The sequence below is a fragment of the Treponema sp. R8-4-B8 genome, assembly GCF_054786175.1.
On sequence record NZ_BDHE01000239.1, the window covers coordinates 1 to 628 of the forward strand.

Here is a 628-nt window from a genome sequence, read left to right on the forward strand (position 1 = left end):
CGATAATGCGAAAGACATTACTAAAATGTTGTACTCTGGACTGGTCAAAGATAAAACCTGAAATCTTCGGGGCTATGTTCCAGAGCGTAAAAGATAAAGAAAGCCGGCGTGCGTTAGGTGAGCATTATACCAGTGAGGAAAACATATTAAAAGTAATAAAGCCCCTTTTTCTTGACGCGTTATGGGAAGAATTTGAGAAAATAAGAAAATTAAAATCAGACATTCGCATACAAAGGCTTTTGGAATTTCACACCAAACTTCGCAAGTTAAAATTCCTTGACCCAGCCTGCGGTTGCGGTAATTTCCTGGTTGTCAGTTATCGTGAACTGCGATTGCTTGAAATAGAGGTGTTATCTGAATATTTGCAAACGCAGCAGGTTCTTGATATAGAGCTAATGGTAAGAGTAAATGTAGACCAATTTTACGGAATTGAAATAGTAGAATTTCCCGCCCGTATCGCTCAAACCGCATTATGGCTTATGGATCATTTGATGAATAGAAAAGCGTCGGAAAAATTCGGCAAATACATCGCCCGTATTCCATTGACCGCTTCGCCTTCTATTGTCATATCTAACGCGTTACCCATTGATTGGGAAACAATCGTACCAAAGTCAGAATTATCATATAT

General features: G+C 39.0%; 1 protein-coding gene. It reads left to right on the top strand.

Features of this window, described 5'->3' with window-relative positions:
- Nucleotides 1-74: 74 nt before the first annotated feature.
- Nucleotides 75-628, top strand: a 554-nt coding sequence (locus ACYVRA_RS08135) for a DNA methyltransferase (RefSeq protein WP_461252227.1), incomplete at its 3' end; no start/stop codon positions are given.